General features: G+C 56.0%; 23 protein-coding genes. 18 read left to right on the forward strand and 5 right to left on the reverse strand.

Going from position 1 to position 26,272, the window contains the following annotated elements; translation table 11 throughout:
• Positions 1-36: 36 nt before the first annotated feature.
• Entirely contained in the window at positions 37-915 is an 879-nt protein-coding gene (locus GYN08_RS02300) for an SDR family oxidoreductase (protein WP_166272113.1), read from the reverse strand.
• A 107-nt stretch (positions 916-1,022) separates the two neighbouring features.
• On the opposite strand from GYN08_RS02300, the gene GYN08_RS02305 reads away from it, so the two are divergent.
• The 3 genes from GYN08_RS02305 to GYN08_RS02315 all read left to right on the forward strand — a co-directional run bounded on the left by GYN08_RS02305 (position 1,023) and on the right by GYN08_RS02315 (position 3,612).
• On the forward strand, positions 1,023-2,018 hold the full coding sequence (locus GYN08_RS02305) for a helix-turn-helix transcriptional regulator (RefSeq protein WP_166272115.1): 996 nt from the start codon (positions 1,023-1,025) through the stop codon (positions 2,016-2,018).
• On the forward strand, positions 2,015-2,515 hold the full coding sequence (locus GYN08_RS02310; RefSeq protein WP_166272117.1) for a Crp/Fnr family transcriptional regulator: 501 nt from the start codon (positions 2,015-2,017) through the stop codon (positions 2,513-2,515). The genes GYN08_RS02305 and GYN08_RS02310 overlap by 4 nt, the downstream gene beginning before the upstream one ends.
• A 395-nt stretch (positions 2,516-2,910) precedes the next feature.
• Positions 2,911-3,612 carry a YitT family protein gene (locus tag GYN08_RS02315; RefSeq protein WP_166272119.1) on the forward strand — a complete coding sequence of 234 codons (702 nt, stop codon included), beginning with the start codon at positions 2,911-2,913 and terminating at the stop codon, positions 3,610-3,612.
• A gap of 146 nt (positions 3,613-3,758) precedes the next feature.
• Here the strand turns inward: GYN08_RS02315 and GYN08_RS02320 are convergent, their stop codons facing one another.
• The gene (locus tag GYN08_RS02320; RefSeq protein ID WP_166272121.1) at positions 3,759-4,181 is read right to left on the reverse strand and encodes a DUF2188 domain-containing protein; all 423 of its coding nucleotides are present in this window, start codon (positions 4,179-4,181) and stop codon (positions 3,759-3,761) included.
• 242 nt (positions 4,182-4,423) lie between these two features.
• On the opposite strand from GYN08_RS02320, the gene GYN08_RS02325 reads away from it, so the two are divergent.
• The gene (locus GYN08_RS02325) at positions 4,424-4,957 is read left to right on the forward strand and encodes an NADPH-dependent FMN reductase (RefSeq protein WP_166272123.1); all 534 of its coding nucleotides are present in this window, start codon (positions 4,424-4,426) and stop codon (positions 4,955-4,957) included.
• A 103-nt stretch (positions 4,958-5,060) separates the two neighbouring features.
• Here GYN08_RS02325 and msrA read toward each other — a convergent pair whose 3' ends face one another.
• Positions 5,061-6,035: a peptide-methionine (S)-S-oxide reductase MsrA gene (gene msrA, locus GYN08_RS02330; protein ID WP_166272125.1), complete on the reverse strand. Its 975-nt coding sequence runs from the start codon at positions 6,033-6,035 to the stop codon at positions 5,061-5,063.
• Positions 6,036-6,323: 288 nt separating this feature from the next.
• On the opposite strand from msrA, the gene GYN08_RS02335 reads away from it, so the two are divergent.
• Together GYN08_RS02335 and GYN08_RS02340 are read left to right on the forward strand one after the other, a co-directional pair.
• Positions 6,324-7,292 (forward strand): Gfo/Idh/MocA family protein, encoded by a 969-nt coding sequence (locus GYN08_RS02335; RefSeq protein WP_166272127.1) that lies wholly within the window; start codon positions 6,324-6,326, stop codon positions 7,290-7,292.
• Positions 7,293-7,323: 31 nt separating this feature from the next.
• Positions 7,324-7,701 (forward strand): hypothetical protein, encoded by a 378-nt coding sequence (locus tag GYN08_RS02340; protein WP_206023569.1) that lies wholly within the window; start codon positions 7,324-7,326, stop codon positions 7,699-7,701.
• A gap of 114 nt (positions 7,702-7,815) precedes the next feature.
• On the opposite strand, the gene GYN08_RS02345 is transcribed toward GYN08_RS02340, so the two are convergent.
• Positions 7,816-8,640: a helix-turn-helix domain-containing protein gene (locus GYN08_RS02345; RefSeq protein ID WP_166272129.1), complete on the reverse strand. Its 825-nt coding sequence runs from the start codon at positions 8,638-8,640 to the stop codon at positions 7,816-7,818.
• A gap of 184 nt (positions 8,641-8,824) precedes the next feature.
• On the opposite strand from GYN08_RS02345, the gene GYN08_RS02350 reads away from it, so the two are divergent.
• The 8 genes from GYN08_RS02350 (at position 8,825) to GYN08_RS02385 (ending at position 15,943) form a co-directional block, all read left to right on the forward strand.
• Positions 8,825-9,916: a Gfo/Idh/MocA family protein gene (locus GYN08_RS02350; protein ID WP_166272132.1), complete on the forward strand. Its 1,092-nt coding sequence runs from the start codon at positions 8,825-8,827 to the stop codon at positions 9,914-9,916.
• 24 nt (positions 9,917-9,940) lie between these two features.
• Positions 9,941-10,711, forward strand: a complete 771-nt coding sequence (locus GYN08_RS02355) for a sugar phosphate isomerase/epimerase family protein (RefSeq protein WP_166272134.1) — start codon at positions 9,941-9,943, stop codon at positions 10,709-10,711.
• Positions 10,704-11,786, forward strand: coding sequence for a Gfo/Idh/MocA family protein (locus GYN08_RS02360; protein ID WP_166272136.1), 1,083 nt, complete (start codon positions 10,704-10,706; stop codon positions 11,784-11,786). Before GYN08_RS02355 ends, GYN08_RS02360 begins: the two co-directional genes overlap by 8 nt.
• 113 nt (positions 11,787-11,899) lie before the next feature.
• Positions 11,900-12,868, forward strand: coding sequence for a sugar phosphate isomerase/epimerase family protein (locus GYN08_RS02365; RefSeq protein ID WP_166272138.1), 969 nt, complete (start codon positions 11,900-11,902; stop codon positions 12,866-12,868).
• A gap of 66 nt (positions 12,869-12,934) precedes the next feature.
• Positions 12,935-13,666: a ThuA domain-containing protein gene (locus tag GYN08_RS02370; RefSeq protein WP_166272140.1), complete on the forward strand. Its 732-nt coding sequence runs from the start codon at positions 12,935-12,937 to the stop codon at positions 13,664-13,666.
• A gap of 252 nt (positions 13,667-13,918) precedes the next feature.
• Positions 13,919-14,602 (forward strand): uracil-DNA glycosylase, encoded by a 684-nt coding sequence (locus tag GYN08_RS02375; RefSeq protein WP_328802609.1) that lies wholly within the window; start codon positions 13,919-13,921, stop codon positions 14,600-14,602.
• A 95-nt stretch (positions 14,603-14,697) separates the two neighbouring features.
• Positions 14,698-15,027 carry a winged helix-turn-helix transcriptional regulator gene (locus GYN08_RS02380; protein WP_206023570.1) on the forward strand — a complete coding sequence of 110 codons (330 nt, stop codon included), beginning with the start codon at positions 14,698-14,700 and terminating at the stop codon, positions 15,025-15,027.
• A 169-nt stretch (positions 15,028-15,196) separates the two neighbouring features.
• Entirely contained in the window at positions 15,197-15,943 is a 747-nt protein-coding gene (locus GYN08_RS02385) for a hypothetical protein (protein WP_166272144.1), read from the forward strand.
• Between the two features lie 60 nt (positions 15,944-16,003).
• On the opposite strand, the gene GYN08_RS02390 is transcribed toward GYN08_RS02385, so the two are convergent.
• Positions 16,004-16,720 (reverse strand): Crp/Fnr family transcriptional regulator, encoded by a 717-nt coding sequence (locus tag GYN08_RS02390; protein ID WP_166273079.1) that lies wholly within the window; start codon positions 16,718-16,720, stop codon positions 16,004-16,006.
• A 541-nt stretch (positions 16,721-17,261) separates the two neighbouring features.
• Here GYN08_RS02390 and adhE point away from each other — a divergent pair.
• The 4 genes from adhE (at position 17,262) to GYN08_RS02410 (ending at position 26,087) form a co-directional block, all read left to right on the forward strand.
• Positions 17,262-19,877: a bifunctional acetaldehyde-CoA/alcohol dehydrogenase gene (adhE, locus tag GYN08_RS02395; RefSeq protein WP_166272146.1), complete on the forward strand. Its 2,616-nt coding sequence runs from the start codon at positions 17,262-17,264 to the stop codon at positions 19,875-19,877.
• Between the two features lie 459 nt (positions 19,878-20,336).
• Complete coding sequence (gene pflB, locus GYN08_RS02400) at positions 20,337-22,601, forward strand: formate C-acetyltransferase (RefSeq protein ID WP_166272148.1); 2,265 nt, start codon at positions 20,337-20,339, stop codon at positions 22,599-22,601.
• A gap of 121 nt (positions 22,602-22,722) precedes the next feature.
• Positions 22,723-23,460 carry a pyruvate formate-lyase-activating protein gene (pflA, locus tag GYN08_RS02405; protein WP_166272150.1) on the forward strand — a complete coding sequence of 246 codons (738 nt, stop codon included), beginning with the start codon at positions 22,723-22,725 and terminating at the stop codon, positions 23,458-23,460.
• Positions 23,461-23,672: 212 nt separating this feature from the next.
• A complete protein-coding gene (locus GYN08_RS02410) occupies positions 23,673-26,087 on the forward strand; it encodes a copper amine oxidase N-terminal domain-containing protein (RefSeq protein ID WP_166272152.1) in 2,415 nt (804 codons plus the stop codon).
• The last annotated feature ends 185 nt before the right edge of the window (positions 26,088-26,272 follow it).

Genomic DNA, 26,272 nt, shown 5'->3' on the forward strand with positions numbered 1-26,272 from the left:
CATCGTTCGCGATCTTAAGCCTACCTGCAAGGCCGACTACAATCCGTTCTCCGCCGCGTACCTGCCCCAATGAGGCCGGTTTCCGTCCGCGTCCGCGAAGCCGTACCGGTCGGACAGCTCCCAAGAACTGAGGGCCCTGCCGGTAAACGTCATGAGATCCGGGTCGGCGGCGAGGCGCGCGGCGGCCTGCCCGACGAAGGCCGGAGTCTCGGACGCGATGAAATGGGGCTCGATCTTCACCGCGTCCCGCCAGTTCTTTTCGGTGACGCCGAAGTGGTCGAGCATGGCCTCGGAGCGCAGAAAACCGGGGGTCAGCGCGACCGCGGCAATGCCGTACGGACGCAGTTCCTCGGCCATCGCCGCCGCGAGGTGAATGCCGGACACTTTGGCCAGGCTGTAGTAAACGTTCCCGCGAAAACGGTAATCCGTGCCGTCGGTGATCTCCAGCACGAGCCCGCCCGGACGGTCCAACATGAGCGGCAGCATGTGGCGGGAGGTGATTAGATGCGTGTGCACCGAGCGCCGCTGGATCGACAGGCCGTCCTCCAGCGAGTGCTCCCACAGCGTCTGGCCCCATTTCGTCAAGTCGTCGCCGCCCCAGATGTCGTTGACCAAAATATCCAGTCCGCCGCGCTCGGCGGCAATTTTTTCCGCCAGCAGGCGGACCTGCTCGGAATCGGAATGATCCGTGCGGACCGCCGAAGCCGTCCCGCCGCGCGCTTCGATCATTTCGGCCGTATCTTCGATCGTCTCCGATCGCTTCATGTCCGACGCCTCCAGCCTTGTCGTTCGTCCGGTCACGTAGACATGGGCGCCCAGCGCCCCCAGCTCCACGGCGATTCCGCGTCCCGCGCCTCTCGTTCCTCCCGCCACCAGCGCAACCTTGCCGGCCAGCGGCCTATCGTTTTTCAGCATAACGCCACCTCTTCTCTCGTTTTTTTTGCTTGCGCATTGCCCGCACTCTCAATATAGGCGATAATAGATGACAACCTATGTCTTATATAAAAAAAGGAGGGACCCGCATGAGAGGAGACCGGCTGCTGAAAATCATGCTGCTGCTCCAGGGCCGGGGGCGGATGTCGACGCGCGAGCTGGCGGAGGAGCTTGAAGTGACGCCGCGCACGGTAAGCCGCGATCTGGAAGCGCTGGGGCAGTCGGGTATTCCGATCGTGGCGCATCGCGGCCGGTTCGGAGGCTGGAGCCTGATGGAAGGATACCGCAGCGGCCTGACCGGCATGACGCCGGACGAGACGTCGACGCTGCTGCTTCGGGCTTCTTCCGGTCCGCTGCGGGATATCGGGCTCGAAGAACATTATGAGGCGGCGCTGCGCAAGCTGAAGGCCGCTTATCCGGGACCGGGACGGCAGGGTGCCGAATTTTTGCGCCGGAAGCTGCTGATCGACGAATCGGGCTGGCACGGCGGGGGAAGCGAAGTGCCGGAGGCGCTCGCCGTCTGCCAGGAGGCCGTCTGGGAAGAGCGAAAGCTGCGCTTCGAATACGCGAAGGAGCGGGGCGGCGAAGCTTCCGAACGGATCGTGGAGCCGCTGGGGCTTGTGGTCAAACGCGGCGTCTGGTATCTGGCGGCGCGGGAGCGGAAGGCCGTCAAGACGTTCCGGATTTCCAAAATGACGCGGGCCCGTCGGCTGGACGACCTTTTCGGGTATCCGGAGGCGTTCGATCTGTCCGCTTACTGGGAAGAATTTCTCCGCCTTTTCCCGAAAGCGCTGCCGCGTTACGAAGCGGAGCTTACGATGGGCGAAGCGGCGCTGGAAGCGTTTCGCGCGGAGCGCTACATCCGGGTGCTGCGTGCGGAGCGGCTTCAGAACGGCGACTACGACGTGTCCGCGGATCTGGCGACGCCGGAATTCGCGCTGCGTTTCGTGCTCGGCTTCGGCACGGCGGTGCGGATAACGGGGCCGGAAGATTTGGCCGAAGCCGTTTCCGCCGAAGCGGGCAGAGTGGCGCGAATGTACGGACGGGATATTTCGATCAATGAAGAGAAGAGGGGAAAAGCATGATTTTGCATAAGGGAGAAGTATTGTTTCGCCAAGGGGACGAAAGCAAGTATTTGTATCGGGTGAAGAGCGGCATATTCAAGGTGACGCGCCTGCACGAAAACGGAAACATCATTTTGTTCAACGTTTTTTATGCCGGAGAAACGGTTCCCCACCATTCGTTGATCAGCCCGAAAGAAACCCACGGAACCGCCACCGCTCTCGTTCGCAGCGAAGTGGAAACGATTCTGGCCGCCGATTGGTACAAAAGTCTGGAAGAGGACCCGAAGAAGGCGCTGGAAGTCGCTCTGCTGCTGCAGGACAAGCTTCGGTTCATGCAGCAGCGGATCGACCACCTGACGGCGGGCACGCCCGCCGAGCGGCTGCAGCTGCTGCAGCATTGGATGGCGACGTACGCTTACGGCCAGCAGCTGACGGACCTGCTCACGCAGGAAGAGATCGGACAATTGATCGGGCTGCGCCGGGAGACGGTGAACCGTCTGCTGCGTGCAGGGAAGTGAGTCATTCGATTTTTTTACAAAGAAAACCATATTTTTTACATGAAAATTACAAAATAGAAGGAACGTTTATCGCTTCCGAACCGATTATGTGGTAAAATAGTTTAAAAAGGTGACGCTCCTGGGTAAGTAAATCTCAGATTTCACCATCCAATCACAGAAAGGATCAGGATACCATGAGTCCCCGAAGGAGTATTCCCCAAAGGACAATCTGGAAACGTTACGATCTCTCCTATACTTAGCGCCTTTCGTAGATAGTTTGTCGGACGACCGTTGATGACAAACGCTGCGAAAGGAAGGGAACATCCATGCGAAGGATGAACGCCTCTCGGTTTTCCCCTCTTGCTCGCAGCATTTTGTCGACATGACAAAAACTGCGAAAACGAGGAGAATATCGTATGAGGTCAAAAGGAAAAAGGATGAAGCGGTCCGCGCAGGCGGCCGCGATCTTAACTGGCACGTTCGTAATGGCATTCGCGTATTACCACATTAATTTTCAGAACCATCTTTCGGAAGGCGGCTTTGTCGGAATCTCGCTGCTCGGCCAGTACGCGTTCGGGCTTTCGCCCGCGCTGACGATTCTGCTGCTAGACATCCCGTTCATGCTGCTGTTCGCTCTGCGAAAAGGGTGGAGGAACATGGGACCGGCCGTGCTGGCCGCGGGTTCGTTCACGGTATTCTATGCCGCGATCGAACAATTCTCCACGTTGAACTTCGATCTGCACGGGCAGCTTTGGCTGGCCGCTCTGCTCTCGGGCATATTGACCGGGATCGGCGGAGGTCTGGTGCTGCGCTGCGGCGGAGCGACGGGCGGAGACGACTGCGCCGCGATTTGGCTTCACGAGAAAACGGGCTTGAAGATCGGCACGGTGTTCATTTTGATGGACGCGTCGGTACTGCTGCTGTCGCTGCTGTATCTGCCGTTTGTCGAGACGCTGTACACGGTAGCCGCCGTCTGCATCGGGGGCAAAGTCATTACCTGGACCGTGGAACCGCAAATTTTGCGCCGCAGCGTGACTTCGATCGGTCATTTCTTTATGCCGTCGAAACGTCAACCTCAGCATGCCGCACCGGAAGTGAAAGGTTTGAATAGAGTGTAAGACAGAGGGTCCGAAGGGAGGCCCGCAGCCGCAATTTCCCTGTTGTTTTTTTGAAAAAACCGTTCCGATTTTCTCCCGCGATGGAGAAAGCCGAAACGGTTTTTTTGTAGGCTTCCATCTGCGCTTCATGCGCGAACCTTGGGCATTCAAGACTGGATTTTGCCGTCCTTGTCATGCACATAGACGTGCACCCCGTCGTCGCTCGCGCTGTCGTTTGCGGCCTTGACGGCTTCGTCTTTGCGGCTGTGCGTGGACAGGGGCTTATCTGTTCCTTCTTCTTTGACCGCCCAGCCGTCTTCGTGCGATACGACATGCAGCGGATGGCGAGCGGAAGATTTCGACTCGCTTCCGCTGCGGCCGCGGGAACCGTCGTCGTCTTTTTTCGATTTCCCGCCGCGATCGGGATGATTTTCGTCCCATTCTTCGGCTTTGGAAGTGGCGATCGCGATCGCGCGGCCTTCTTCATAACCTTCGTCCAGCAGAGCGTTGGCGATTTCGATCGCTTTGTCGCGTACGCGTTCATCCAGGTTTTTCATCGACTGCGGGTAATCGTTTTTGTTCCAAGGCATGGCGTTTCCTCCTGTTCGAGTAGGTGGCGCGGCCGCCGAAGCTTCCGATATGACCGGCTTTCGGGGCCGCGATGTGTTCGATATGGTTATTAACTACCCGGATAGGCGCAGGTCTAAGCAGCAGGCAAGGGTTGTTCAAATTTGAAACTTCCTGCTATGATAAACAGCATAGCCGCACGTAAAACGCGCTCCGCGCGTCTGCGGACGAACCCGACAAACGGAAGAACGGAAGGAGTTTGACCATGAAAGTGACTTTGATTGCCGGAAGCAACCGCGAGCAGGCCAGCAGCACGCAGTTGACCCGTTATATTGCAAAATTGTTGGAAGAGCAGGGATTCGAAGCGGAAGTATTCAGCTTATACGAACACCAACTGCCGCTCTACGGGCCGGGCGACGCATACGGACATGCGGAAGTGCTTCTGCTGTCCCAGGCCGTCAAGTCGGCGCAGGCCGTCGTGCTGGCGACGCCGGAGTATCATTCTTCGATCTCCGGCGTGCTGAAAAATGCGCTCGATTTCCTGAACAGCGAATATTTCGAAGGCAAGCCTGTGCTGTCCGCAAGTTCGGCGGGCGGCGCGGTCGGCGTCTCCTCGCTCGGCGCGCTGCAGACCATCGTGCGCAACCTGCACGGTCTGAACTGTCCGGAATGGATCTCGGTCGGCGGCGATCAGCGCAAATTCGGCGAAAACGGTGAGCCGATCGACCAGGCGACCGAGCTGCGCATCCGCAAAGCGGTCGATACATTCGTGCATCTGATCCGCCGGGTCCACGCTTGATTCCCGTCCGAGCCCGAATAGCCGCGTCAAGCATAAAAAAACGGATTCCGCTTTAAAGCGGAATCCGTTTTTTGGCGTAGGGCTTTGCGTGACGCCGCGGCGCTCAGCGCTGCTCGAACATCGCGCGATACTCGCCGTAGCCTTCTTCTTCGAGTTTTTCCGCCGGAACGAAGCGCAGCGCCGCGGAGTTGATGCAGTAGCGCAGGCCGTCCGGACCGGGACCGTCGTCGAATACATGGCCCAGATGCGAATCGGCTTCTTTGCTGCGGACTTCCGTGCGGATCATGAAGTGGCTGAGATCGACCTTTTCTTTGACATGATAGTCGCGAATCGGACGGGTGAAGCTCGGCCAGCCGCAGCCGGAATCGTATTTGTCGAGAGAGCTGAACAGCGGCTCGCCGGAGACGATGTCGACGTAGATGCCTTCGCCGTGATGATCCCAGAACTCGTTGTGGAATGCGGGCTCCGTACCGTTGTTCTGCGTGACGTTATACTGCATGTCCGACAAGCGCTGCTTCAGTTCGGATTTGTCGACCGCTTTTTTCCAATGGTTTTCGATAAACGCTTCGCGGCCGGAAGCTTTTTTGTAGCGCTTGTAATGGGCCGGGTTCTTTTTGTGGTAATCCTGGTGATACTCTTCGGCTTCGTAGAACGTCTCGGCCGGACGGATCGGCGTCACGATCGGTTTGTCGAAACGGCCGCTTTCGCCCAACGCTTTTTTCGAAGCCTCCGCCTTGATGCGCTGTTCTTCCGTGTGATAGAAAATGGCCGTTTCGTACGAAGAGCCGCGGTCGTGGAACTGTCCGCCGGCGTCGGTCGGATCGATCTGCTGCCAGAACAGTTCGAGCAGCTTTTCGTAAGGGAAGATGTCCGGATTGAACGTGATTTGGACCGCTTCGAGATGGCCGGTCGTTTCGGAGCATACTTCTTTGTAAGTCGGATTTTCGGTATGTCCGCCGGTATAACCGGAGACGACTTTGACGATGCCCGGCAGGTCTTCGAACGGCGTGACCATGCACCAGAAGCAGCCTCCCGCGAATGTCGCTTTTTCGATCATAGAAGATGGATAATCAGCCATGGTTGATCCCTCCGTTTTTTATTTGAATCAATTGTTTGATGCACAATTAAATGAAAGTTATACTTTAAATTATAAACGATTTTGCGGGTTTCGCAAGTGTCCCGCCATTCGGGCTTTCCCGAGCGGCTCTTCACTGCTAGATAAACGTACCGTCGTCCGGCGAATCAGTTAGCGGGCTGCGGGAGGAGATGTTTTGCCAACCGCCTGCTGTGCGGGTATACTCGAAAAGGAGGCGGCGCGCGGTGAATCCGGGTGCCGCGAACGATGAAGGAAAGCGGGGAAGCCTGGATGGAAAGCATAAGGAAAAGCTCGGCGGACGGAGAGAAAGCCCGGCGAATCCGGGTGGGGCTGGTCGGAATCGGAGGAATCGCGGAAAAAGCTTATCTTCCGCTTCTGGCCGGACACGCGGGCGCCGAAGTCGCGGGCATCGTCAGCCGAAACGAAGCGCGAATCCGCGCGGCGGCGGAGATGTACCGGATTCCGAACGCTTCGACGAATATCGACGATCTGGCGCGCTGGGATTTGGATGCCGTATTCGTGCACAGCGCGACGGAATCCCACTACGGCATCGTCATGAAATGTCTCGAGGCGGGACTGCCGGTCTACGTCGACAAGCCGCTTTCGACGGACATGACCGAAAGCCGGGCGATGGCGGCGAAAGCGGAAGCGAAAGGGCTGCTGCTTGCCGTGGGCTTTAACCGCCGCTTTGCGCCGCTCTACGCGCAGGCCCGCGCCTGGATCGACGAAACCGGCGGTTCCGTACAAGCGCACGCGGCCAAGCACCGTACGGGCGTCCATGATCGGCCGGCGCGCGAAACGATCTACGACGATCTGATCCATATGCTGGATCTGCTGCTGTGGCTGGGAGGCGGAGACGGCCGGCTGCTGTCGAACGCGCTCGACGCCGACGCCGAAGGGCGGATGCTTCAGGTCTTCGGCACGCTGCGTTTGGGCGGAGGAATCGGGAGTTACGGCATGGTCCGTTCCGCCGGACGCGACTTCGAACGGCTGGAGCTGCACGGCGGCGGGCGCACCGCCGTCGTGGAAGACCTGGAACGCGCTATTTTTGCGGAACGCGGCGGTTTGCCTCAAGAAGTCGGTTTCGGAAGCTGGGAGACGGTGTTGAAGCGGCGGGGGTTCGAAGGCGTCGTGCGGCATTTTCTCGATACGCTGGCCGCACCGGATTTTTGCACGGTTCGTGCCGATCTGGTGCTGGGTTCGCACGAGTTGGCGGAGCGAGTCGCGAAGTCTTTTTGACAATAAACCGAACAAGGAAAGGAGCATCGACATGAGCGATTACGATCCTAACCGCGACGTCGATTACGAGCGCTACGACAGCGCCGAAGGACGCCGGGAACTCGAGAAGAAGACGCAGGAGAAAATCGTGGAAGTCTACCGGCAGGAAGAGGACATGATGATTCTCGTCTACGCGCAGTGGTGCGTCAACAACGATCTCGACCCGGTCGAACTGTACGCCAAAGCTTACCCGGAGCAGGTCGCGAACGACCGCCTTGCGCGGGGGCTGGAGCTGACGGTGCCGAAAGAAGAAGCCGGAGACATCACGGACGACACGCTGCTCGGCGTGCTGACGATGTTCGGCAACGACGATCTGGGCATGGTCGTGTCCGAAGCGATCGAGATCCGTGAACGGAACAAACGCCGTTGAGTCCGGCGCTCCGGCGAAAGCCGCGGCCGTTCGAATCCGGACAGGCAAAAACCCGCAAATGCAGCGAACGAACGTCTGCGTTTTGCGGGTTTTTTGATCTTCCAAGAGATTTTGCTACATCTTCTCCTGCCGGGTATGCCGGAATTCTTTCGGCGACATGCCGAATTTGCTGCGGAAGACGCGGTGGAAATACGTGTAGTTGGCAAATCCCGACGTCTCCGCCACCTGCTCGAGCGGCATCGGACTGAATACGATTCGCTCCTTGGCCATGTCGAGCCGGACTTCCAGCGCGTACTGCATGATGCTGATGCCGAACGTCTCCTTGAACAGATGCACGCAGCGCGAGACGCTGGTGTCCACGTAAGCGGCGACGTCCTCCAGCTTGAAGAGCGAAGAGGCGTTTTCTTCGATGTACTGCTTGATCCGGTGGGCGAGGAACGTTTTGCCCGACGAGATCGGCTGTTCGCTCAGCAGTCGGTCGGTTTCCAGGCAGAGGATGCGCAGATAGTAATCGGAGATGCGCGGGTCGGGATTGGAGATGCGGCGCTGTTCGATCACGATCTGGCGGAACAGTCCCAGCAGCCCTTCGCTGAGCGGGATGCTGATCTTGGTCGGGCGCTTGCGCTGATTCCACCACTGATCGATCCATTCGCCGCCGAAGAAAATATGGTAATCGCCGCTCTCCATCGGCCGCTCTTCGCTGCCCGTAAGAGAAGGCGGAAAAATTTTCAGTTCATACGTATCGTGGGGTCCGTAAAGCAGCAGGTCCCCGGCTTCGACGCGTTCCATTTTGCCGTCGACGAGCGCCTCGGAAGTGCCGTCCGTCTGCAGGCGAAGCAGGTAACTGCCGAGACCTTCGGTCCGGTGGACGTGAAAAGGTGTTCGATGGAAGGAAAATCCCGCGGTAAAGACCTGGCAGGAAAGGTCGGTCGTCTGCATGTCGGCTGCTCCTTGATCTAGAAAAATAAAATAATGACCAGATTGTTCATGTTTCGATTATATTCTTCATTTTAATACAAATCGATTTGCAATACCATGAATTCGAACGAACCACGAACATCCGAAGCGGCGAACGCTTCGGAGCAAAGCGATCTGGTAATCGACACGAAGGAGTGGTGTTCTCTTGACACGCATGAAGACCGGAATTGTCGGATGCGGCAATATCAGTGCCATCTACCTGCAAAACCTGGCAGCCAGCCCATGGATCGAAGTGGTCGCGCTTGCCGACCGGGTGCCGGAGAAAGCACAGGAGCGGGCCGCCGAATTCGGCATTGAAACCGCTTGCACCGTGGATGAACTGATTGCGGACGCATCGATCGAGCTTGTGATCAACCTGACCATTCCCGCCAGCCATGCGGCCGTTCATCTGGCCGCCCTCGAAGCGGGCAAGCACGTCTACGGAGAAAAGCCGCTCGCCGTGTCGCTGGAGGACGGAAGGCTGATTCTCGAAGAAGCGGCCAAGCATAACCTCAGGGTGGGCTGTGCCCCGGATACGTTTCTGGGAGCCGGCGTCAGCACGGCGCGGCGCGCGATCGAAGAGGGCTTGATCGGCCGCCCGGTCGCCGGAACCGCGTTCATGCTGGGCGGCGGTCCCGAAGGCTGGCATACCGATCCGGAGTTTTTCTACGCTTACGGCGGCGGTCCGATGTTCGATATGGGACCTTACTATTTGACGGCGCTGGTCAATCTGCTGGGACCGATTCAGCGCGTCAGCTCGTCGACGGGCATCCAAATTCCCGACCGGGTCATCGGTTCCGGCCCCAAGGCCGGCAGGCCGATTGCCGTCCAGACGCCGACGCATCTCGCCGGCACGCTGGATTTTGCCGGCGGACCGATCGTCACGATGATTATGAGCTTCGACGTGCGCGGCGCCACCGAACTTCCGCGGATGGAAATCTACGGCACGGCCGGCACGCTGTCGCTGCCCGATCCGAACTTTTTCGGAGGGGACGTGCGTCTGCGCCGGGCCGGCTCGGACAATTGGGAGACGCTGCCGCCGGTATTCGACAGCGCCCGCAACGAGCGCGGGCTCGGCGTCGAAGACATGGTGAAGTCCCTTCGGGAAAACCGCAGGCACCGATCGAACGGCGAACTGGCCTACCATGTGCTCGAAGCGATGCATGCGTTCATGCATTCGTCGGCCGAAAGCCGGCACGTCACGTTGGAGAGCTCTTACAAGGTTCCGGCGGCTAGACACGATTCGCTCAAATTATAATTTGCAGAAAAGGTGGAGCGCAAAATGGCCAAAGTAGGACTGCAGCTGTATACCGTACGCGAAGAAATGGAGCAGGATTTCCGCGGGACGCTGGAAAAAGTGGCCGAGCTGGGCTACAAGGGAGTCGAGTTCCATACGTTTTTCGGACGCGGCGCGGACGAAGTCAAATCGATCCTGGACGAACTCGGTCTCGAAGCGCTGGGCACGCATACGGCGTACCGGCAGCTGCTGGATCATCTCGACGAAGAGATCGCTTATAACAAACGGATCGGAAACGACACGCTGATCGTGCCCTACCTGACGGAAGAAGAGCGGGTCTGGGACGAAGTGTTCGCCAATCTGAAAGAGCTGGGCAGACGGACGCGGGAACAAGGAGCGGTGCTCTGTTACCATAACCACGACTTCGAAATGACGGAGGAAGTGAACGGGAAACCGGTGTTCGACGCCATGTACGAAGCGGTATCCGCCGATGACCTCCAGGTCGAAATGGATACGTGCTGGGTGCATTACGGCGGTTACGATCCGGTGGAATACATCAATCGCTACCGGGGGCGCCTGCCGATCATCCACTTGAAGGACATGACGCGCGACGCGGACGGCAAGGCTATTACGGCCGAGCTTGGCGTAGGGGAAGTGAACCTGACCGCGATCGCGGACGCCGCGATCGGAGCGGGCGTGGAATGGATCGTCGTCGAGCAGGATTACTGCGCGGGCGGCAAGCCGCTGGAAAGCATCGCGACAAGCATGGAATGGATCAAAAAATACGCAGCAGAAGGAGCCGAATTGAATGTCTAAAACGTTAAACGTCGCCGTAATCGGATGCGGAGGGATTGCCAACGGCAAACACCTGCCGGCCCTGTCCAGGCAGGACAAAGCCGTAATCGTCGCTTTTTGCGATCTCGTGGAAAGCCGGGCGCAGGAAGCGGCCGAGCAGTACGGGGCGGAAGGCGCCAAAGTCTACACGGATTACAAAGAGCTGCTGAAGGACGAGAGCATCGAAGTCGTGCACGTCTGCACGCCGAACGATTCCCACGCGGAGATTACGATCGCCGCGCTGGAAGCCGGCAAGCACGTGCTGTGCGAAAAGCCGATGGCCAAAACGACGGAAGAGGCGCGCAGCATGATCGAAGCGGCGAACCGCACGGGCAAAAAACTGTCGATCGCCTACCAGAACCGCTTCCGCGACGACAGCCTGCACCTCAAAGACATGTGCGAAAAAGGCGAGCTCGGCGACCTTTACTTCGGCAAAGCCATCGCGCTGCGCCGCCGCGCCGTGCCGACCTGGGGCGTATTCCTGGACGAAGAGAAGCAGGGCGGAGGCCCGTTGATCGATATCGGCACCCACGCGCTCGATCTGACGCTGTGGCTGATGGACAACTATAAACCGCAGAGCGTAATGGGCTCGACGTTCCATAAGCTCGGCAGCCGCGAGAACGCCGCCAACGCTTTCGGCCCATGGGATCCCGAACAGTTCAAGGTGGAAGATTCCGCGTTCGGGTTCATTAAAATGGAGAACGGCGCGACGATCGTGCTGGAATCCAGTTGGGCGCTGAACGTGCGCAAATTCGGCGAAGCCCAAACGCTGCTGTGCGGCACGGAAGGCGGCGCCGATATGGAGGACGGCCTGCGCCTCAACGGCGAGAACCGCAGCCGACTGACCGAAACGAAAGTCGATTTCGGCTCCGGAGGCGTCGCCTTCTACGACGGCGGTTCGGAGAGAGCGGAGGACCGCGAAGCCAGAATGTGGCTCGAAGCGATCCTCGAGGACAAAGAACCGGTCGTGAAACCGGAGCAGGCGCTTGTCGTCACCCAGATCCTCGAAGCGATCTACGAATCCGCGAAGACCGGCAAAGCGGTATACTTCAGCTGAAATGGTACCATTCGCTAGTCGCCGCCGGCAGGCGGAAAAGGGGCTTTTTCGCACCTCTTTCCTATTCAGAACGGATATAAAATACGGATATAATAATCAAGGAGGTTCGGATAGTGAAGCTTGGAGTATTCATGGTACTGTTCAATGAACGCGGATTCGAAGAAGCGCTCGATTACGTGGCCGAAAAAGGATTGAAAGCGATAGAAATTCCTACGGGCGGCCATCCGGGCAACGTGCACTGCAAGCCCGAAGAACTGCTGGCCGACCGGTCGAAGCTTGACGCATTCAAAAAAGCGGTGGAATCGCGCGGGCTGATCATCAGCGCGCTGAGCTGTCACGGCAATCCTCTCCATCCGCAAAAAGCGCTTGCGCAGGCCGATCACGACGTGTTCCTGAAATCCGTCGAGCTGGCGCAGCGACTGGAAGTGCCGGTCGTCAATACCTTTTCCGGCTGCCCGGGCGACCACGAAGACGCCAAGTATCCGAACTGGCCGGTCGCGCCTTGGCCGAACGACTATCAAGACATTTTGAAATGGCAGTGGGAAGAGAAAGTTATTCCTTATTGGAAAGAAGCGGGCAAATTCGCGCAGGATCGCGGCGTGAAGGTCGGCATCGAACTGCACGGCGGATTTTCGGCGCACACGCCGGCCACGCTGCTGCGGCTGCGGGAAGCAACCTGCGAAGCCGTCGGCGCCAACCTCGACCCGAGCCACATGTGGTGGCAGGGCATCGATCCGGTACAGGCGGTCCGCATTCTGGGACGCGCCGGAGCCATTCACCATTTTCATGCCAAAGACATCACGATCGACCAAAATAACGTCAATATGCACGGCCTGACCGACATGCAGTCGTACACGCTCATGCAGGACCGGGCCTGGAACTTCCGCAGCGTGGGCTACGGACACGACATGAAGATCTGGTCCGACATCATCAGCGAACTGCGGCTGCAGGATTACGACTACGTCGTCAGTATCGAACATGAAGACGGGCTCATGTCCGTCGACGAAGGGTTCGGCAAAGCCGTCCGCAATCTCCAGCAGATCATCATCGAAGAGCCTGCGGGAGAAATGTGGTGGGTGTAAGATAAGCCGTGCCGCGCAGCAGCAAAGAAAACGACTATATAGTCCTAACATAAGGGGATACCGACGATGATCAACGTAACCATCTGGAACGAATTCGTACACGAACGCAGAGATGAAGAAGTCAAGGCCGTCTATCCGGACGGCATTCATAAGCAGCTGGAGCGCGCGCTGACGCCGGAAGGCTTCGCCATCCGCACCTGCACGCTGGAAGAAGACGATCACGGCCTGACGAGAGAAGTGCTCGACTCGACGGACGTCATGATCTGGTGGGGCCATATGGCGCACGAACTGGTCGACGATTCCATCGCCGAAGCGGTTGCGCAGAGAGTACGCGAAGGCATGGGCTTGATCGTTCTGCACTCCGGTCATTTCTCCAAGCCTTTCAAGAAGCTGATGGGTACAGGCTGTGACCTGAAATGGCGCGAAGCCGGCGAACAGGAGATTCTGTGGGCCGTCAATCCGTCCCACCCGATCGCGGAAGGCATCGGCGAAAACATCATCCTGGAGCATGAGGAAATGTACGGCGAGTTCTTCGACATTCCGACTCCCGATGAAATTGTGTTCATCAGCAACTTCTCCGGCGGCGAAGTGTTCCGCAGCGGCTGCACGTTCCGCCGCGGTTCCGGCAAAATCTTCTACTTCCGTCCGGGACACGAGACTTATCCGACGTACTATAACCAGGACGTGATCCGAGTGATCGCGAACTCGATCCGCTGGGCATACCCGGCGACGGCCGCGAAGCCGGTATACGGCAACACGCAGCCCGTCCGTTCGCTGGAAGCCCGGGAACTGGTATAACAGAAGCTCTGCTTCAATCAAGCGTGCGAATGATTTGCGATCGGATGGTTCGCGGATGATTCGTTCGGCAGCAGGTATGCAAGAAGCCGTTTTTCGCCTCCGGCGAAAGACGGCTTTTCTATATTAATGAAGAAAACGTTTGCAAAATTCGTTCGCTGGCTGCTCTTTCGGTTGGCGAGATATCGAATTTAGGGTAAAATAAGTGCAATACCGGTAAACCATGACCTAGGAATCGAGGAAGGAGGGATGGCCGTGGAGGTAGAATTCGGCAGCGCGCCGGTAGCGGAAGACCTCATCAAGGAATGTCTTCAGAGATCCGAAGGATATGACCTGGAAGGATTTTTGCTCGGGCAGGGAGCCATCCCGGCGAAGATTATGCTTGTCGGCGAGGCACCCGGGGCGACGGAGATCGTGGAAGGAAGGCCTTTTACCGGCCAGGCGGGCAAGGTGCTGGAAGAGTATCTGAATAAATTGGGCTTGACGCGCCGCGATATCTACATTACGAGCGCAGTCAGGAGCCGGCCGTTCAAAGACAAGGTTGTCGCGGGAACGGCTGCCGGCACCGTGCCGAGGCTCAGCCGTTCGAACCGAACGCCCACCAAAAACGAGGTGCTGGCGCACGCGGCCATCTTGGACGCGGAGATCGAATACGTTCAGCCTCGGGTAATCGTGCCGATGGGCAACATCGGGCTGCATCGGTTGATCGGCAGTCACGAGACGATTTCTTCGCTGCACGGCAAAGTGATCGAAGGACCGATTTTGCGTCTCGAAGACCCGAACGACCCTCGTTCGGGCTACGTATTCGGGGAACGGTCGTACTCGATTTTTCCGCTGTATCATCCGGCTGCCGTCATTTACAACCGTTCGCTGGAACAGGTGATCGACCGCGACCTGACGGCGCTCAAAGATTTTTTAGCGGTAAAAAATAATTTTTAAAAGCATTTTCTTTTTCTTGGAAATGTGTTAATATGAAATAAACTAACAAATCGTAAGCTTCTCTTCAGAGGGAATCTTCTAAGAGGTGATCATCTATGATAGAGCAAAAAAATGAAATTTCCATGCAGCTTTGTCCGCGTTTCGAAAGCGCGTTTTCGTTTTTGGGCAAGCGTTGGAACGGTCTGATCATTCAGACGCTGATGAGCGGACCCAAACGCTTCAAAGACATTTCCAACCAGATTCCGATGATGAGCGACAAAATGCTGTCCGAGCGCATGAAGGATCTCGAAAGCGAAGGCATTTTGGTGCGTCACGTTTATCCGGAGACTCCGGTACGCATCGAATACGAGCTGACCGAGAAAGGCCGCGCATTGAAGCCGGTCATGGAACAAATTCAGATGTGGGCGGAAAGCTGGGTCGACTAGAACCGGCAGACGCAGGAACCCCTTTGCCGGCAGAGGGGTTCTTTTTTATGAATACGAAATTTGAGCAAGGCCGATGGATTTTGATACAATAAAAGAAATCGGGTTCAAAAAAGGGACCTGCCCGAGACCGGAAGTTCGGTTTAACCGTGGGAGAAAGGGAACAGAGCCAATGCGGACAAAAATCAAGCTGCCCGATCAGCGCATTTTGTTGTTTGTGCTTGCCGTCCTGCTGGTCGGTGCGGTAGCCACGATGGCCGTTATGCTGCGCCAGCAGCCGGCCGATTCCGCAGCCGAAGCCGATGCGGACGGAGGCGAAAATTTCAGGCTGGTCGTTGACGGAGGCATTTACATGCCTGACGAAAACCGCTCGCTCATCAGCAATTATCGGCCGGAGGACACCGTACGCGACGCGTTGGAACGCAGCGGAATCGTCAAATTCGACAACGAAGGCCGAATCGCTTCCGTCGACAATACGGAACTGCATTCGGAGCTGGTCTGGACGGTGAAGCAAAACGGAAAAGCGCTGCCGGAGAGCGGCTTCAGTACCCGGCTCGATCCGGGCGACGAAATTTTGCTGTATATCGAAGCGCCGGGAACCGCCGGCGAACCCGTCAATACGCTGCTGATCAGCGGAGGAGAATTGAGCCCTTCGTTGAGCGGTTCCTACGCCCATCCCTACACCGAAGGGACGGTCGTTCGGGACGTGCTCAAAGCCAGCGGGCTTGTCACGATGACGGAGAACGACCGTGCGATCCGCTTGGTCAAAGCGAGCCCGGACGCGCAGGCCGGGTACATGACCAAGCCCAGCGAGAACTGGGTGCTCAAGGTGAACGGAAAAGAGCTTATTTCGGGCCGCGGCCTCGACATGCCTTTGCAGCCGGGAGATTACGTGGAATTGACGCTGGAGAGAGTGTAGGGCGAAACGAATGCGGAAAGCCCCAATCGAATGAAAGACAAACGCAAATATGCCGGATCGTCAGATCCGGCATATTTCGTTTGGACAAAGTTCGCAGTGGCAGATGTCCTGCAGCATGCTCAGGTCGGTAATAAGGATCATGCCGTTTTCGTATTCGACGGCTCCCTTTTTGCGCAGGTCGCTGAGCATCCGGTTCACGCTTTCCCGGGTAGCGCCGATCATGTTCGACAAATCCGTATGCGTGATTTTTTTGTTGATCAGCGTCGAATCGCCGTGCTTCTCGCCGTAAGTATTGCCCAGGCGAATCAGCGTCGAACAAAGCGCCCCCGGCTTGCCGTACATCATCAGATCGCGGAACTTGGTCTGCGTCAGACGGTGATGGATGCCCATCCATTTCATGAAATCGATCGCGAAATCGCAATGCTGACAGATCAGCACTTCAAGATCCTTGTGTTCGATAACCCCGACTTCCGTATCTTCGATCACTTCGGCGGTGAAGCTGTGTTTGCTGCTGAAAAAGGGGTCTGCCTGTCCAACCATGTCGTCGGATTGGTACATGTACAGGATGAGCTCTTTGCCTTCATCAGTCGACTTGGTCAGCTTGACTCGCCCGCGTTTGATGTAATAAAGCTTGTCGGCGAGGTCTCCTTCCCAAAACAAATGCGATCCTTCCGGAATATGGCGGTCCTTCATAACGACTTCGAGACGTTTCATGTTCGGCTCCGAGAAGCATCCGGTATTTCCTCTATGATCGGTGGCTTGGTGATAGTGGCTCATCATTAACCTCTCCTTTGCGCAAACGCACACTTCAAATTTCTGACTCATTTTTGATAATCAAATTTTAAATTAATTATAACTCAAAATTTCAAGTTTATGGACGGTGAAAAGAGATAAAAAGTGGCGAAAATTCAAACATTGTGACTTTTTTCACTTTACACCCTTATCATGCAGGATGACATTCGTTTTGTCAATTCTTATTACGCAATTTTTTGTATAAATTTTTAGGTTTTTTGAAAGCCGTTCAGGCGGCTGCACCGCGCCGGGAAAGGAGGGGGGATAAGGAGAATCGAAACCGCGCAGCCTCGGAAAAAACTTCTCCAGCCGCTCGAATATGGGGAAGCCGCTGTGCGGAATGTTTCGGATCCTCTTTTTTTTTCATCGTCCGCACCGCGCCACTAATGAAGGGAAAATAGCGAAAAAGGAAAGGAATCGGCCAAAAAATATTTTGTGAAAATTTTCACTTCCCAAACCAAAAATGGTGTGCTATGATTTGTGGCGTAGAGAAAACAACGCAAACATCTTGAGGAGGATGAGGGAAATGGCAGTTAAAAACGAGGCCGCCCGTACTGTTGAACTTACCGCTGAGCAAGAGATTCAAGCGCTGATCGACAAAGCAAAAAAAGCACAAGACGCATTCATGCAAATGGATCAGCAGCAGATCGATACGATCGTGCAAGCGATGGCCCTGGCCGGCCTCGACAAGCACATGTATCTCGCCAAGATCGCCATTGAAGAAACGAAACGCGGCGTGTACGAAGACAAGATCACCAAGAACATCTTCGCAACGGAATATATCTACCACAGCATCAAGAACGATAAGACAGTAGGCGTCATCGAAGATAACGACTTCGACAGCTTCCAAAAAATCGCGGAACCGGTCGGCATCGTAATGGGCATTACGCCGGTAACGAACCCGACGTCCACCACGATGTTCAAATCGCTCATCTCGATCAAGACACGTAACCCTATTATATTCGGTTTCCACCCTTCGGCGCAATACTGCAGCTCGGAAGCCGCAAGAATCCTGCACGAAGCGGCTGTCAAAGCCGGCGCTCCGGAAGGCTGCATCCAGTGGATCGACAAGCCTTCGATGGACAAAACGAACGCCTTGATGAACCACAATGACGTGGCGCTCATTCTGGCTACCGGCGGCGGCGCAATGGTCCGCGCGGCTTACAGCTGCGGCAAACCGGCACTGGGCGTAGGCCCCGGTAACGTACCGGCCTTCATCGAAAAAACGGCCGACATCGACCAAGCGGTTACCGACCTGATCCTGTCCAAGTCGTTCGACAACGGCATGATCTGCGCATCCGAGCAGGCCGTTATCATCGAAGAGCCGATTTTCGATCAAGTTAAAAAGAAAATGATTGCAAACGGCTGTTACTTCCTGAATAAAGAAGAAATCGCCAAACTGACGCCAAGCGCCATGAACGTGGAAAAATGCGCAGTCAACCCGGCCATCGTCGGTCAATCGGCGGTCAAAATCGCGGAAATGGCCGGCATCACCGTACCGGCAACGACCAAAATTCTGGTAGCGGAAATCGAAGGCGTAGGCACGAAATTCCCGCTGTCGGCCGAAAAGCTGAGCCCGGTTCTGGCCTGCTATAAAGTGAAAAACGCGGACGAAGGCATTGCCCGCGCCGCGGAAGTCGTCGAATTCGGCGGCATGGGACACTCGTCGGCCATTCACTCGAACGACGATGCGGTCATCCAACGTTTCGCCAACCGCCTGCAAACAGGCCGCATCATCGTCAACTCGCCTTCGACGCACGGCGCAATCGGCGACATCTACAACACGAACCTGCCTTCGCTGACTCTGGGCTGCGGATCTTACGGCCGCAACTCGACATCGTCGAACGTAACCGCAGTGAACCTGATTAACGTGAAAAGGGTGGCGCGTCGTACCGTGAATATGCAATGGTTCAAAGTTCCGGATAAGATCTATTTCGAGAAAAACTCGACTCAGTATCTCGCTAAAATGCAGGATATCACGCGTGTGGCAATCGTTACCGACCCGATGATGGTACAGCTCGGCTACGTGGACAGAGTGCAGCACTACCTGCGTCAACGTCAGACTCCGGTCGCGATCGAAGTGTTCTCGGAAGTCGAACCGGATCCGTCGACAACGACCGTAGAACGCGGCCGCGCCATGATGGAACGCTTCCAACCGGACTGCATCATCGCTCTGGGCGGCGGTTCGCCGATGGACGCAGCGAAAGGCATGTGGTTGTTCTACGAATATCCGGACACGGACTTCAACAACCTGAAACAAAAATTCATGGATATCCGCAAACGGATCTACAAATACCCTCGCCTGGGCAGAAAAGCGAAATTCGTCGCGATTCCGACGACTTCGGGTACAGGTTCGGAAGTGACGTCGTTCGCGGTAATTACCGACAAGGAAAACGGCAACACCAAATATCCGCTGGCCGACTACGAATTGACGCCGGACGTGGCGATCATCGATCCGGAGTTCGTTTACTCGCTGCCTAAAGTGGCGGTAGCCGACACGGGCATGGACGTGCTGACGCACGCGATCGAAGCTTACGTATCGGTTATGGCGAGCGACTACACGGACGGCCTTGCGATCAAAGCGATCCAGCTCGTATTCGCCAACCTGGAAAAATCGGCTCTGACCGGCGACAAAGTGGCCCGCGAAAAAATGCACAACGCTTCGACGCTGGCCGGTATGGCATTCGCGAACGCCTTCCTGGGCATCAACCACAGCCTTGCGCACAAATGGGGCGGGGAATATCACACGGCTCACGGTCGTACCAACGCGATTCTGATGCCGCACGTTATTCGCTACAACGCGAAAAAACCGTCGAAGTTCGCTTCGTTCCCGAAATACACGCACTTCGTGGCCGACGAGCGGTACGCCGAAATCGCCCGCATTCTGGGTCTGCCGGCCAGAACGACGGAAGAAGGCGTGAAGAGCCTGATCAAAGCCATCCGCGAAATGAACGAAAAACTGGGCATCCCGGCTTCGTTCCAAGAACTCGGCTTCGACGCCAAGCAGTTCGAATCGCGCGTCGACTACCTCGCGGACCGCGCATTCGAAGACCAGTGCACGACGGCTAACCCTAAACTGCCGCTCGTAACCGAACTGGCCGACGTTTACCGCGACGCTTTCTACGGCAGATTCGAAGAGTAAGCTCGACGATCCGGCCGATTACCCGGGCATTCCGGGGGCCCTCCGATTGATTGAACTCCTATACTTGGACTGCGGCGCGCACACTTCGGTGGACGCGCCGCTTTTTTGCCTTTACGCAGGGGAAAGAACTTTTCTCTGCGACTGCTCGCTTGCAAACTATGAAAAACAGTCAAAATATGAGGTGTTATTCAGAAAGCGGCCTTTAAAGTGATAAAAATCATAAAAAAACAACGAATTGTGAGAAATGTCACATCATCCGGGAGGAGATAAGAGCATAATAAAGGCATGAAAGGTCCCCAAGACATCGAGAGACAGGCTCAATCATTAACCCAAAGTTTTTCGGTGAATGTGATATTTTTCACTTTGTTGGTTTTCGCCGGCAGAGCGGGATCTGCAGTGAGATGCGGAGTGCCTCTTCTAACCGCCTCTCATCCAAACATATAAAATGGAGGTAATCACATGTCGGTTATCGAAAGAGAAATTACAGGCGCAAACTCGGAAGCTTGGAGAGGTTTCAAGCCGGGCAAATGGACGAACCATGTGGACACCAAAAACTTCATCGACGAAAACATCACGCCATACACGGGTAATGAAGAATTCCTGGCCGGTCCTACTCAGAACACGAACGACCTTTGGAAAATCGTATCCCAGCTGTCCAAGGAAGAAAGAGAAAGAGGCGGAGTATGGGACGTCGACGTCAATACGCCAGGATCGATCACTTCCCACGGCGCGGGTTATCTGGATAAAGAAAAAGAACAAATCGTAGGCGTGCAAACGGACGAGCCTTTCAAACGCGCGATCCAGCCTTACGGCGGCATCCGGATGGTCATCGACGCCTGCAAAGCTTACGGCTTCGAAGTTCCGCAATCCATTGTCGACACGTTTACCAACATTCGTAAAACGCACAACCAGGGCGTATTCGACGCTTATACGCCGGAGATTCGCGCAGCGCGCAAATCGGGCGTCGTAACCGGCCTGCCGGACGCTTACGGCCGCGGCCGCATCATCGGCGACTACCGCCGCGTAGCGCTGTACGGCGTAGACTTCCTGATGAAACAAAAACAGCGGGAACACAACGAAACGGTCGGCGACGGCATGGACGAAGCCACGATCCGTCTGCGCGAGGAAATTTCCGAACAGTACCGCGCCCTCGGCGAACTGAAAGAAATGGCCGCCATGCACGGCATGGACATTTCCAAGCCTGCTCAAAACGCGAAAGAAGCTTTCCAGTGGGTATACTTCGGCTATCTGGCAGCTGTAAAAGAACAAAACGGTGCGGCAATGTCGCTCGGACGCGTATCCTCGTTCCTCGATATCTACGTGCAGCGCGATCTGGCCGAAGGTACGCTGACCGAAGAAACGGCTCAAGAATTGGTCGACCACTTCGTCATGAAACTGCGGATCGTCAAATTCCTGCGTACGCCGGATTACAACGAATTGTTCAGCGGCGACCCTACATGGGTAACGGAATCGATCGGCGGTATGGCGGTAGACGGAACGACGCGCGTCACGAAGAGCAGCTTCCGCTTCCTGCACACGCTGTACAACCTGGGACCTGCACCGGAGCCTAACCTGACCGTTCTGTGGTCGGAACAGCTTCCTGAAGGCTTCAAAAAATACTGCGCGAAAGTATCCATCGAAACGAGCTCGATCCAGTACGAAAACGACGATCTGATGCGTCCGATCTACGGCGACGACTACGGTATCGCCTGCTGCGTATCCGCAATGCGCATCGGTAAGCAAATGCAGTTCTTCGGCGCCCGCGCCAACCTGGCCAAAACGCTGCTGTACGCCATCAACGGCGGCAAAGACGAAAAATCCGGCGCCCAAGTCGGACCGGAATTCCCGGCGATCACTTCCGAATACCTCGAATACGACGAAGTGATGAAACGGTATATCCCGATGATGGAATGGCTGTCCAAAGTGTACCTGAACGCTCTGAACATCATTCACTACATGCACGATAAATACAGCTATGAACGCATCGAGATGGCGCTGCACGACCGCGACATCCTGCGTACGATGGCATGCGGCATCGCCGGTCTGTCGGTAGCGGCCGACTCCCTGAGCGCGATCAAATACGCCAAAGTCAAACCGATCCGCAACGAAAAAGGAATCGCGGTCGATTTCGAAATCGAAGGCGAATTCCCTTGCTACGGCAACAACGACGATCGCGTCGACCAAATTGCCGTTGAACTGGTCGAAAAGTTCATGGGCATGATCCGCAAACACAAAACGTACCGCGACGCTCTGCCTACTCAATCCGTACTGACGATCACTTCGAACGTCGTATACGGCAAGAAAACAGGCACGACGCCGGACGGACGCAAAGCGGGCGAACCGTTCGCTCCGGGTGCGAACCCGATGCACGGACGCGACAAAAAAGGCGCGCTGGCTTCCCTGAGCTCCGTTGCCAAACTGCCGTACGAAGAAAGCCTCGACGGCATCTCGAACACCTTCTCGATCGTGCCTAAAGCACTGGGCAAAGAAGAAGAAACACGCAAATCGAATCTGGTTGCCATGCTGGACGGATACTTCGGCAGCAGCGCGCATCACTTGAACGTCAACGTGTTCGATCGCGAACAGCTGATCGACGCCATGGATCATCCGGAAAACTATCCGCAGCTGACGATTCGGGTATCCGGCTATGCCGTTAACTTCATCAAGCTGACTCGCGAACAGCAGCTGGATGTTATCAACCGTACGTTCCATGCAAGCATGTAAGACGGAAACCGCCTGAACCGAAGCGTAAATCATTCTTCGGACCGGCTGCCTGTTCATTCACAATCAAATGTGCGGCGCTCGCGGAACGTGAGCGCCGTTATTATTGAAAGGGTGACGACGAATGAGTCACAAAGGACGCGTACATTCACTGGAAACATTCGGGACGGTAGACGGCCCGGGAATTCGCTTCGTGCTGTTTTTGCAAGGATGCCTGATGAAATGTCAGTACTGCCACAATCCCGATACCTGGAATTTTGACGGCGGCAAAGAAATGACCGTGGAAGAAGTATTGGACGAAATCAAGCCTTATCTGAATTATTACCGCACTTCGGGCGGCGGCTTGACGATCTCGGGCGGCGAACCGACGCTGCAGGCGCCATTCGTGGCCGAAATCTTCCGCGAAGTCAAGGAACGTTGGAATTTGCATACGACACTCGACAGCAACGGTTTTAACAATGCGGAAAAACTTCAATACCTGATGGACGTGACGGATCTGGTTCTGCTGGATATCAAGCATATCGATAACGACAAACATAAAGTGCTGACCGGAGTCAGCAACGAACAGACGCTTCGCACCGCTCAATGGTTATCCGATCACGGCAAAAAAATGTGGATTCGCCATGTGTTCGTACCCGGCATCCATGACGACGAAAACAACCTGCGCGATCTGGGACGCTTCATCGGTACGCTGAACGGCGTGGAAAAATTCGAGATACTCCCGTATCACCAGATGGGCATTTATAAATGGAAAGAACTCGGCCGCGAATACCCGCTTGAAGGCGTACCTTCGCCTACGGAAGAGCAGGTACAACGGGCATATAAGTTGATCGAAGAAGGACGGAATATGCAGCTGAACTAACGTTTTCACAGATTATGTACTTAAAATTCAAGTAGTTTTGTTTTTAACTATCATCATGTAAATGTTATCATAGTGTAAAAAGAGCGTTTCTTTCTAAAAGGAGGAATACGCTTTTTTTATGTTTTTTGCAGAAACTTTTAACGAAGGACTGCGTCTAATACTATGTGTTTAGCGAGAGAAGGACCAAATTTCGGTATAAAGGGAGTCGTAGAATGAATCTGAAGAAAATCACGATCATCGCTCTGCTTGTTGTCGTTCAAGCAGCAGCCGTACTGCCTTCGGCATCGGCGCAAACGGCATCGGCATCGCAAGACGGCAAACAGGCCGTTGTGCGGGGAGAAGTGGTGCAGCAGGACGGCGCGTCCAAAGAATATTCGGAGAAGCTTGCTTCCCCGGCAGAAGGCGCGGCCGCCGATACAAATTCCAAAGCTGCGAATTCCGAAGCTGCGAATTCCGCTGTCGATCAGGCGGCGCCCGCTGAGGAGCAGCCTTCGCAGGACGAACAGACTCCGGCAGAAGAGGCTTCGTCCGAAGACGGCAGCGTGCCGGCAGGCCCGCAGGCTCCGGCGGACGGAAGCGTACCGGCGGACGGTACGGCGGGAACTCCGGCCGAAGAAGGAACGAACGGAAATACAAATGCGCAGGGTTCCGTAACCCCGGTTCAAACCCCGACTCAGACTCCGGCGTCCTCGCCCGCGTTTGACCCGTCGACCACGCTGGGAACCGACAAACTCGTGCTGATGATCAACGGCAACAAAATGTACCAGAACGGTCAAACGTATACCGCCGCACAGCCGATGACCGCCAAAAACGGCGTGTCTTACATTGCGGTTCGTTCGTTCGTCAACCGTGTAGGTCTCAAACTTACATATGACGCAAAGACGAAAGAAACGGTCATTACGAAAGGTGCCGACGAGCTGCGATTCAAGCTGGGGACCGATACGTATACGGTAAACGGAGTGCCGACGAAGATGAAAGGCGCTTCTTATCAGCAGAAAAATACGTTTATGGTGCCGTTGACTTCGATTACCCAGGCGCTCGGCATTCCGTATAAAATCGATTACAAAGCCAAAACGATCACGCTGAGTCTTTCCATAAAGCCGACGGCTTCTTTCACGGTTGAGCCGAAGGAAATCGTGGCGGGCGAGACTCAGGTCACCTACACGACAAAATCCGAGTCGCCAAGCGGCTACGCGATCGTAAACGAGCGCTGGGAAGGACGCCAGGACGTTTTCACGGATCCGGGCACGTACGTTATCACATACTCCGTGCAGGATGCCAAAGGGCAGTGGAGCGACCCGTACACGCAGACCGTTACGGTAGAAGCGCCGAATCAGCCGCCGGTCGCGCAGTTCGTGACGGACAAAGATACGTACCGCTTGGGTGAGCCGGTAACCTATACGGATCAGAGTTACGATCCCGACGGCACGCTGCCGGAAGCCAACAGCCGCGTATGGGAAAATCAAAAAGGCGCTTATTTCACGCCGGGACCTCAGACCATTACGCTGACCGTTACGGACGAAGACGGCGCGACGGACACCGTGTCGAAAACGATCACGATCACGGATGAAGTTCTGTACACGCAGGACGAGTACAACGCCCTGTTCGTACCGATCGGAAGCAAATTCTTGTTTGACGGAGGAAGCGTGCCGTCCATGCAAAAAGTTGCTCGCAACGACACGCTGGGAGACGTTACGCTCTACCGCAGCAACAGCCCGGAATCGGTATACGGCACGGGCAAACTGTACGAAGACACGCTGTCCGGCAAAGTACGCTTCATGGTTCACCACGCGAACTATACGGGCCAAAAAGTAATGATGTACGTCGTGGCGACCAACAACAATGCTACGCCTACGACGATCCGGACGCTCGACAGCGGCTTCGGCGGACCGAGTCCTTTCGCTACGGCGGCAGGCAAAGTCTCCGTCCAGCGTTATCACCAGTCGATGATCAACGGCAACAAAAAATCGACGGTTACGCTGCAGCCGGGCGAAAGCAAAATCATTCTGACCGATCTGAACGCTATCCCGATGGCGAACAAAACGGTCATCTCGCTGATCGCGGACGTGGAATCGTCCCAGCCGATCACTTACAGCACTTTGATGATCGATCCGAGCCTCGATCCGTTCGAAGCGACGAAAACGCTGACGACGCTTAAGCGCGACGGCGTGCACAACCGCGGCACGTATCCGCTGGCGACCAAGATCATCGACGTGTTCGAGCCGGTCGGCGGTTCGACGCCGACCAAGCTCGTCATCGGCGACAACAAAGACGACCTGAACCTGACGGGAGTCGACGCACCGAATAACACCCCGGAATCGAACGCCGGCAACTTCGGTGTTCTGTACAAAATCCATTTGGACAAAGTAGCGCCGAACACGCTGATCACCTTCAACGGACGCGGCGGCAAATATGCCGGCTGGATCACGGTGAACGGTCAGCTGGTCGAATTGTCCGCGGCAAGCATGGGATTGGTCGGCTCCGCGCTGAACACGTCCAGTGAAGCTGGCGTCGTGTACCGTACGGGCGGCACGACCGAAACCGTCGATCTGGAATTCACGCCGGCGCCGGGCAGCAACCTGTCGGTCAACCTGATCTTCTCGCAGATGCCGGCACGCAAAGAATAGTTTCGGGAGCGTTCGGGCCGAGCGCATCTTTTCTCGAAGCTTGACGAAATAACGAATCGAAGTCCGGTTCCGCCTGCCGCGGATCCGGGCTTCTTTCGTTAACGCAGCAATGCCCCCGATTGACTCCATGCCTGTTTTGGGGCATTATTAATGAAGAGCATTACGAATAAGGCATGCCGCAAGGA

This window comes from Saccharibacillus alkalitolerans (assembly GCF_011090185.1).
In the GTDB taxonomy this organism is placed as follows: Bacteria; Bacillota; Bacilli; order Paenibacillales; family Paenibacillaceae; genus Saccharibacillus; species Saccharibacillus alkalitolerans.

Coding starts and splice junctions, on each gene's coding strand:
- GYN08_RS02300 (WP_166272113.1), bottom strand. CDS start 915: ATGCTGAAAAACGATAGGCCGCTGGCCGGCAAGGTTGCGCTGGTGGCG.
- GYN08_RS02305 (WP_166272115.1), top strand. CDS start 1,023: ATGAGAGGAGACCGGCTGCTGAAAATCATGCTGCTGCTCCAGGGCCGG.
- GYN08_RS02310 (WP_166272117.1), top strand. CDS start 2,015: ATGATTTTGCATAAGGGAGAAGTATTGTTTCGCCAAGGGGACGAAAGC.
- GYN08_RS02315 (WP_166272119.1), top strand. CDS start 2,911: ATGAGGTCAAAAGGAAAAAGGATGAAGCGGTCCGCGCAGGCGGCCGCG.
- GYN08_RS02320 (WP_166272121.1), bottom strand. CDS start 4,181: ATGCCTTGGAACAAAAACGATTACCCGCAGTCGATGAAAAACCTGGAT.
- GYN08_RS02325 (WP_166272123.1), top strand. CDS start 4,424: ATGAAAGTGACTTTGATTGCCGGAAGCAACCGCGAGCAGGCCAGCAGC.
- msrA (WP_166272125.1), bottom strand. CDS start 6,035: ATGGCTGATTATCCATCTTCTATGATCGAAAAAGCGACATTCGCGGGA.
- GYN08_RS02335 (WP_166272127.1), top strand. CDS start 6,324: ATGGAAAGCATAAGGAAAAGCTCGGCGGACGGAGAGAAAGCCCGGCGA.
- GYN08_RS02340 (WP_206023569.1), top strand. CDS start 7,324: ATGAGCGATTACGATCCTAACCGCGACGTCGATTACGAGCGCTACGAC.
- GYN08_RS02345 (WP_166272129.1), bottom strand. CDS start 8,640: ATGCAGACGACCGACCTTTCCTGCCAGGTCTTTACCGCGGGATTTTCC.
- GYN08_RS02355 (WP_166272134.1), top strand. CDS start 9,941: ATGGCCAAAGTAGGACTGCAGCTGTATACCGTACGCGAAGAAATGGAG.
- GYN08_RS02360 (WP_166272136.1), top strand. CDS start 10,704: ATGTCTAAAACGTTAAACGTCGCCGTAATCGGATGCGGAGGGATTGCC.
- GYN08_RS02370 (WP_166272140.1), top strand. CDS start 12,935: ATGATCAACGTAACCATCTGGAACGAATTCGTACACGAACGCAGAGAT.
- GYN08_RS02380 (WP_206023570.1), top strand. CDS start 14,698: ATGATAGAGCAAAAAAATGAAATTTCCATGCAGCTTTGTCCGCGTTTC.
- GYN08_RS02385 (WP_166272144.1), top strand. CDS start 15,197: ATGCGGACAAAAATCAAGCTGCCCGATCAGCGCATTTTGTTGTTTGTG.
- GYN08_RS02390 (WP_166273079.1), bottom strand. CDS start 16,720: ATGAGCCACTATCACCAAGCCACCGATCATAGAGGAAATACCGGATGC.
- adhE (WP_166272146.1), top strand. CDS start 17,262: ATGGCAGTTAAAAACGAGGCCGCCCGTACTGTTGAACTTACCGCTGAG.
- pflB (WP_166272148.1), top strand. CDS start 20,337: ATGTCGGTTATCGAAAGAGAAATTACAGGCGCAAACTCGGAAGCTTGG.
- pflA (WP_166272150.1), top strand. CDS start 22,723: ATGAGTCACAAAGGACGCGTACATTCACTGGAAACATTCGGGACGGTA.
- GYN08_RS02410 (WP_166272152.1), top strand. CDS start 23,673: ATGAATCTGAAGAAAATCACGATCATCGCTCTGCTTGTTGTCGTTCAA.